Annotated in this window: 8 protein-coding genes; 5 read left to right on the plus strand and 3 right to left on the minus strand. The window is 72.5% G+C overall.

The window, feature by feature from the left end; genetic code table 11:
- Nucleotides 1-469 (plus strand): aminotransferase class V-fold PLP-dependent enzyme (locus MXD58_RS17540; protein WP_250609579.1); only part of this gene is annotated, 469 nt, incomplete at its 5' end.
- Nucleotides 466-723 (plus strand): sulfurtransferase TusA family protein, encoded by a 258-nt coding sequence (locus MXD58_RS17545; RefSeq protein WP_308301988.1) that lies wholly within the window; start codon nucleotides 466-468, stop codon nucleotides 721-723. The genes MXD58_RS17540 and MXD58_RS17545, both read left to right, overlap by 4 nt.
- Before the next feature lie 37 nt (nucleotides 724-760).
- On the opposite strand, the gene MXD58_RS17550 is transcribed toward MXD58_RS17545, so the two are convergent.
- Both MXD58_RS17550 and erpA read right to left on the minus strand, forming a co-directional pair.
- The gene (locus MXD58_RS17550; RefSeq protein WP_248837207.1) at nucleotides 761-1,741 is read right to left on the minus strand and encodes a carbohydrate kinase family protein; all 981 of its coding nucleotides are present in this window, start codon (nucleotides 1,739-1,741) and stop codon (nucleotides 761-763) included.
- Between the two features lie 231 nt (nucleotides 1,742-1,972).
- Nucleotides 1,973-2,338 carry an iron-sulfur cluster insertion protein ErpA gene (erpA, locus tag MXD58_RS17555; protein WP_248837206.1) on the minus strand — a complete coding sequence of 122 codons (366 nt, stop codon included), beginning with the start codon at nucleotides 2,336-2,338 and terminating at the stop codon, nucleotides 1,973-1,975.
- A gap of 473 nt (nucleotides 2,339-2,811) precedes the next feature.
- On the opposite strand from erpA, the gene nadA reads away from it, so the two are divergent.
- From nadA to MXD58_RS17570, 3 genes are all read left to right on the plus strand, one after another.
- Complete coding sequence (gene nadA, locus MXD58_RS17560; RefSeq protein WP_374616282.1) at nucleotides 2,812-4,053, plus strand: quinolinate synthase NadA; 1,242 nt, start codon at nucleotides 2,812-2,814, stop codon at nucleotides 4,051-4,053.
- Nucleotides 4,053-4,652, plus strand: a complete 600-nt coding sequence (locus tag MXD58_RS17565; protein ID WP_248837205.1) for a DUF3043 domain-containing protein — start codon at nucleotides 4,053-4,055, stop codon at nucleotides 4,650-4,652. Before nadA ends, MXD58_RS17565 begins: the two co-directional genes overlap by 1 nt.
- A 122-nt stretch (nucleotides 4,653-4,774) precedes the next feature.
- Nucleotides 4,775-5,740, plus strand: a complete 966-nt coding sequence (locus MXD58_RS17570) for an aldo/keto reductase family protein (protein WP_248837204.1) — start codon at nucleotides 4,775-4,777, stop codon at nucleotides 5,738-5,740.
- On the opposite strand, the gene MXD58_RS17575 is transcribed toward MXD58_RS17570, so the two are convergent.
- Entirely contained in the window at nucleotides 5,727-6,281 is a 555-nt protein-coding gene (locus tag MXD58_RS17575; RefSeq protein ID WP_250609581.1) for a TetR/AcrR family transcriptional regulator, read from the minus strand. The two genes, MXD58_RS17570 and MXD58_RS17575, sit on opposite strands and share 14 nt — an antisense overlap.
- Nucleotides 6,282-6,289 lie beyond the last annotated feature (8 nt).

The raw sequence follows: 6,289 nt of genomic DNA on the forward strand, positions 1-6,289 counted from the left end.
CGGCTACCCGGACGTGCCGGCGATCGTCGCGGCCGCAGCGGCGCTGGGCGCCCGCGCGACGGAACTCGCCGCGGAGCGGGGCCGGCTGGCGGGCTATGTCGGCGAGCTGCGCCGCCGGCTGCCGGCGCTGATCGACGACGTCGAGCTGCTCGGCGACCCCGACCCGGCCGGGTCGGTGGGGCATATCAGTGCCTTTTCCTGCCTGTACGTGGAGGGCGAGGCGCTGCTGGCGGGGCTGGACCGGGCCGGGATCGCGGTCAGCTCCGGATCGAGCTGCGTCTCCGATGCGCTGACCCCCAGCCACGTACTGGTCGCGATGGGGGCACTGAGCCACGGGAACCTGCGGGTCTCGTTCGGGCGGGACTCCACCCGGGCAGACCTCGATGCCCTGCTCGACGTCCTGCCAGGCGTGGTGCACGAGGTACGGGCGCGGCTGGGCGCCAGCGATCTCGGCGCGGCCCGCGGATGATGTCGCCGACACCGTCGCCGTCACCGCCGCCCGGAGTGCTCGACGCGCGCGGCCGGCGATGCCCGCTGCCGATCATCGATCTGGCCCGCGCGTTCGGCGGCGTCGCCCCCGGCGAGACGATCACCCTCTGGGCGGACGACCCCGCGGCCGGCCCGGACGTGGCGGCCTGGTGCCGGCTGCGCGGTCAGGACCTGATCGCGACGCGGGAGCTGCCGACCGGCGGGCAGGAGTTCGTCGTCCGCCGCCGCGGCTGACCCCTCGGCCAGCCGCGGCGGCACCGGGACGGTCCGATCAGGCCGTGGGCAGGTGCTCGGCGATCTCGGCGGCGGCGTCCGCGCCGTAGGCCTCGGACAGGCGCTTGACCGCGTCCGACGGATCGACGGTGTACTCCTGCGGCCCGACGGTCTCCAGCACCAGGGTGGCGATCAGGGCGCCGACCTGCGCGGCGCGCTCGAGCGGCAGCTCCCAGGACAGCCCGGCGAGGAAGCCGGCGCGGAACCCGTCGCCGACGCCGGTCGGGTCCGGGGTGTCCCGGGCGGGCACCACGGGGACGCGGATCCGCTCCGCCCCCGGCACCTCGATCGCGATGCCGTCCTTGCCGAGGGTCGTGACCCACACGCCGACCTGGGCCCGGATCTCCTCGTCCGTCCAGCCGGTCTTGCTGGCGAGCAGGGCCTTCTCGTACTCGTTGCAGAAGAGGTAGGCCGCGCCGGTGACGAGCTCGCGGATCTGCGGGCCGTCGAGCAGGGCGAGCTGCTGGGAGGGGTCGGCGGCGAACGCGTAGCCGCGCTCGCGGCACTCGGCGCTGTGGCGCAGCATCGCGGCCGGGTTGTTCGGGCTGACGAGGACCAGGTCCAGGCCGCCGGCCCGCTCGGCGATGGGGGCGAGCTCGATCTCGGCAGCCTCGTTCATCGCGCCCGGGTAGAAGGAGGCGATCTGGTTGAGGTCCTCGTCGGTGGTGCAGATGAACCGGGCGGTGTGCGCGGTCCCGCTCACCCGCACCGACGCGGTGTCGACGCCGTTGCTGTCCAGCCAGCCCCGGTAGTCGCCGAAGTCCTCACCGACCGCGCCGACGAGGATCGGGCGCAGGCCGAGCCGCCCGAGGCCGAACGCGATGTTGGCCGCGGCCCCGCCGCGCCGGATCACGAGCTCGTCCACGAGGAAGGACAGCGAGACCTTCGCGAGCTGGTCGGCGAGCAGCTGCTCGGCGAACCGGCCTGGGAAGCGCATGAGGTGGTCAGTGGCAACGGAACCCGTCACGGCAATACGCACGATCGAGGAGCCTACCGGCACCACCGTGCGCGCCGGGCCCCACCCGTCCTCGGGTCCCACTGGGCGCAAGAACGGTGAAGCCCGCCGTGACCGCCATTGCGGCCCCGACGGGCTTCACCGGAGAAAGCGGCGCGCCGCTGGGCGGCGCCACCGCGACGGCGTGCCGCCCGACGGTGCCCCGGCGACGCGCGAGCGCCTCGGGGCAACCGCCCGACGCAGCCGATCAGCGAACTAGTTGAACGAGTCGCCGCAGGCGCAGGAGCCCTGCGCGTTCGGGTTGTCGATGGTGAAACCCTGCTTCTCGATCGTGTCGACGAAGTCGATGGTCGCGCCACCGAGGTAGGGAATGCTCATCCGGTCGACGGCGACCTTGACACCGGAGAAGTCCAGGACGGTGTCGCCGTCGAGGGACCGCTCATCGAAGAAGAGCTGGTAGCGCATGCCCGAGCAGCCACCCGGCTGCACCGCGATGCGCAGCTTGAGGTCATCCCGACCCTCCTGCTCCAGCAGGTTCTTGACCTTGCCGGCGGCGGTGTCGGTGAGGATGACGGCGGTCGAGGACTGCGTCACGGTCTCCGTCGTGTCCTGAACGGTCATAGGGACTACTCCTGCCCATACTGTGACGTGCCTGGCGAGCCAGGATCACTGGTTCCGGTCGGGTACTGCGCTTCCGGTCGGTCGCTCCGGTCGGACTGCCCGAGGCACCACCGGCGTGGCCGGCGACCACCGCGGGCACGGCACAGCGACTGCGCCGACGTACATGCCCAACACCATCGGACGGGATCCGCTTCCCATCGTAGCGACGGTCCCGGTGCCCGGCCATGCGGCTGTACCGCTGACGGGGAGACTCCGGTCACCTCGGAGTCGCGCAACTCACATGTCACGCCCGCCAGTCGGCGCCCGTGGACGGCAATTGCGGCGAACCCGGCGAACGCGGCGCCGGGCCGCCGGAGCTCCGCATACGATGGCAATCGGGAGTTAGAGTCTTCCCGACCATTCGCGGACCGACCATCCGCGGACCGGACCATTCGCGGACCGCCCGGCGGCAGCCGGTCGACCGGAGGAGCGCCATGACCATCAACCCGGTTCTCGGGAATGACTCGGTTCTCGGGAATGACTCGGTTCTGGGAAGTGACCCGGGCCTCGACCAGCTGGGCGTCGCCCCGTCTCCCCTGGCCCTGCTGCTGCTCGGGCGCGGCTCGGACCCGGCGAGCGAACGTGGCGTGGACTGCCCCGGGGACCTGCCGGCGGCCGCGGACCCGAGCCTGGCCACCCGCGCCGCCGCCGCGAAGGCAGCGCTAGGCGACCGGGTCTTCATCCTCGGTCACCACTACCAGCGCGACGACGTCATCGCGTTCGCCGACGTCACCGGCGACTCGTTCAAGCTCGCCCAGCAGGCCGCCGCACGTCCGCAGGCCGACACGATCATCTTCTGCGGCGTGCACTTCATGGCCGAGAGCGCCGACATCCTCACCGGCCCGCACCAGCGGGTCGTCCTGCCGGACCTGGCCGCCGGCTGCTCGATGGCCGACATGGCGACCGCCGAGCAGGTCGAGCAGGCCTGGGACGATCTGCTCGACGCCGGCGTCGCCACGGACACGGTGCCCGTGAGCTACATGAACTCCTCCGCGGCGATCAAGGCATTCACCGGCCGCCACGACGGCACGATCTGCACCTCGTCGAACGCGCGGCGCGCGCTGGACTGGGCCTTCGGCGAACGGGGTGGCGCGCGGGTGCTGTTCCTGCCCGACCAGCACCTCGGCCGCAACACCGCGATCGACGAGCTCGGGATGACCGACGCGGACTGCGTCGTCTACGATCCGCGCCGGCCCGGCGGCGGGCTCACCCACCGCCAACTGCGCGAGGCGAAGATGATCCTCTGGCGCGGGCACTGCTCGGTGCACGGACGATTCACCCGCGCCAGTGTCGACGAGGTGCGCGCCCGCGTCCCCGACGTCACCGTGCTGGTGCATCCGGAGTGCCAGCGCGAGGTCGTCACCGCCGCGGACCTCGTCGGTTCGACGGAGTACATCATCTCGGTCGTCGACGCCGCACCCGCCGGCTCGGCGTTCGCGGTCGGTACCGAGCTGAACCTCGTGCGTCGGCTGGCCCTGCGCCACCCCGACAAGACGATCGTGTTCCTGGACCGTACGGTGTGTTTCTGCTCCACCATGAACCGGATCGACATGCCGCACCTCGTCTGGGCGCTGGAGGCGCTCGTCCGCGGCGAGACGGTCAACCAGATCGCGGTCGACCCGGACGTGGCCACCTATGCCCGGAAGGCACTCGATCAGATGTTGGCTCTGCCCTGATGGCCCTGCTCAAACGGCGCGGGGGCGCCGACGCCGAACCCGTCGCCGAGCACGAGGTGCAGCCCGCGGACCTCGACCAGGCACCCCGCGCCGGCGGTAAGGGCCGGCCCACCCCGAAGCGCGCCGACGCCCGCGCCGCCCGGGCCACCACCGCGACGAGCGGCAAGGCGACGACGAAGCAGGAGGCGCGCTCCGCCCGGCGCCGGCAGAGCCAGGACTACCGGGCGGCGATGATGTCCGGCGACGTCAGCAGGCTGCCGCCGCGCGAGCGAGCGCCGGAGCGGGTCCTCGCCCGGGACTTCGTCGACACCCGGCTCAACATCGGCCCGTTCTTCCTGATCGCCGCGGTGCTGTACTTCGTCGGCGGGCTGGTGCCCATCGGCCCCGTCCGCCTCGCCGCGACCGTGCTGATGCTGGTCGGGATCGTGGCGGTGGTCGTCGACTCGATCGTGCTGTCCCAGCAGGTCAGCCGGCGGGTCTGCGCCCGCTACCCGGACTCGCGGGTCCGGGTGCGGGCCTATGCCGCGCAGCGGGCCCTACTCCCCCGCCGCTGGCGGCTGCCCCGCCCGCGGGTCTCGCGTGCCGACCCCAGGCCCTGACTGCCAGGCCACCTGACCAGCTCATCCGACCGCTTGATCTGACTACCTGAGGACAAGGCCACGGTCCGGTTCGGGTGCCGGACTGTGGCGGGTCGGTCCGGGCAGGTCATAGGTTTGTCGGTGTGAAGCATCGACGCCTGGGCCGCAGCGGCCTGTCGGTCAGCGAGATCTCCTACGGCAACTGGATCACCCATGGTGACCAGATCGAGGCGGAGGTCGCGACGTCCTGTGTGCGCACCGCCTTCGACGAGGGCATCACCACCTTTGACACGGCGGACGTCTACGCCGGCACCCGCGCGGAGAGTGTCCTCGGGGACGCCCTGCAGGGTGTCCGCCGCGAGTCCTACGAACTGTTCACCAAGGTCTTCTGGCCGACCGGGCCCGGGGAGAACGACCGCGGCCTCGGCCGCAAGCACATCATCGAGTCCGCGCACGCGTCCCTGCGCCGGCTGAAGACCGACCACCTCGACCTGTACCAGGCGCACCGCTATGACGAGTCGGTGCCGCTGGAGGAGACCCTGCGGGCCTTCGAGGACCTGGTCCGCGCGGGGAAGGTGCTCTACGTCGGGGTGTCCGAGTGGTCCGCCGCGCAGATCGCCGACGCGGTCCGGATCGCCGGCGAGCTCGGCTTCGACCGGATCATCTCCAACCAGCCGCAGTACTCGATGCTGGTACGCACGATCGAGGCCGAGGTCGTGCCGACCAGTGAGAAGGCCGGCATCTCGCAGATCGTCTGGTCGCCGATCGCGCAGGGCGTGCTCACCGGCAAGTACCTGCCCGGCCAGCCGCCCCCCGGCGGCAGCCGGGCCACCGGCGGCACGGGCGCCGGGTTCATCTCCGGGCTGCTGCGCGACGACGTGCTCACCGCGGTGCAGGAACTACGCCCGATCGCCGCGGACGCCGGCCTGTCCATGGCCCAACTCGCCGTCGCCTGGGTGCTGCAGAACGAGAACGTCGCTTCGGCGATCATCGGCGCGTCCCGGCCCGAGCAGGTCACGGAGAACGTCAGGGCCGCCGGCGTCACCCTGGACCCGGCACTGCTGGCCCGGATCGACACGGTGCTCGCGGACGTGATCACCCGCGGGTGACCGCGCCGCCTGGTCGGCCCTGGCCGCCGAACGCGGCCGCCAGGGCCGACCAGGTCCGGTCCAGATCGGACCCGGGCAGGTAGCGGCCGTCCAGTTCGAGAACGACCGCGCCGTGCGCGGCGGCCCACAGCGCCTGGGCGACGTACGGCTCGCCCGTCGCCCGGTAGAACGGCTCACCCGCCCACGCCTCCACGCCCGGGGTCAGCTCGCCGCGCGGCATCGAGGCGGCGGTGGCCAGTCGGTAGAGGTTCGGGCGCTCGAGGGCGAAACGGCGGTAGGCGGCGAGCAGGTCGGTGACCACCCCGGCCGGGTCCGCCCGGTCGACGACCCCGTGCAGCGTGTCGCCGAACTCGACGAGGGCCGCGTCGACGAGGCGTGTCTCCAACTGCGTCTTGCCGGCGAGATGCTTGTACAGCGACGGGGCGCGGATCCCGAGCACCTCGCCGACGCGGCGCATCGTCAGCGCCGCCACGCCCTCGGTCTCCAGCACCTCCCGGGCGACCGCCACGATCTCGGCGACCCGCGGCGAGGGCGCCGCCAGCGCCGCCC

The sequence above is a fragment of the Frankia sp. AgKG'84/4 genome (assembly GCF_023242965.2).
Taxonomy (GTDB): Bacteria; Actinomycetota; Actinomycetes; order Frankiales; family Frankiaceae; genus Frankia.

What these genes read in the sequence shown, in the direction of transcription:
- MXD58_RS17545 (WP_308301988.1), top strand. Translation starts at nt 466, where the DNA reads ATGATGTCGCCGACACCGTCGCCGTCACCGCCGCCCGGAGTGCTCGAC.
- erpA (WP_248837206.1), bottom strand. Translation starts at nt 2,338, where the DNA reads ATGACCGTTCAGGACACGACGGAGACCGTGACGCAGTCCTCGACCGCC.
- nadA (WP_374616282.1), top strand. Translation starts at nt 2,812, where the DNA reads ATGACCATCAACCCGGTTCTCGGGAATGACTCGGTTCTCGGGAATGAC.
- MXD58_RS17565 (WP_248837205.1), top strand. Translation starts at nt 4,053, where the DNA reads ATGGCCCTGCTCAAACGGCGCGGGGGCGCCGACGCCGAACCCGTCGCC.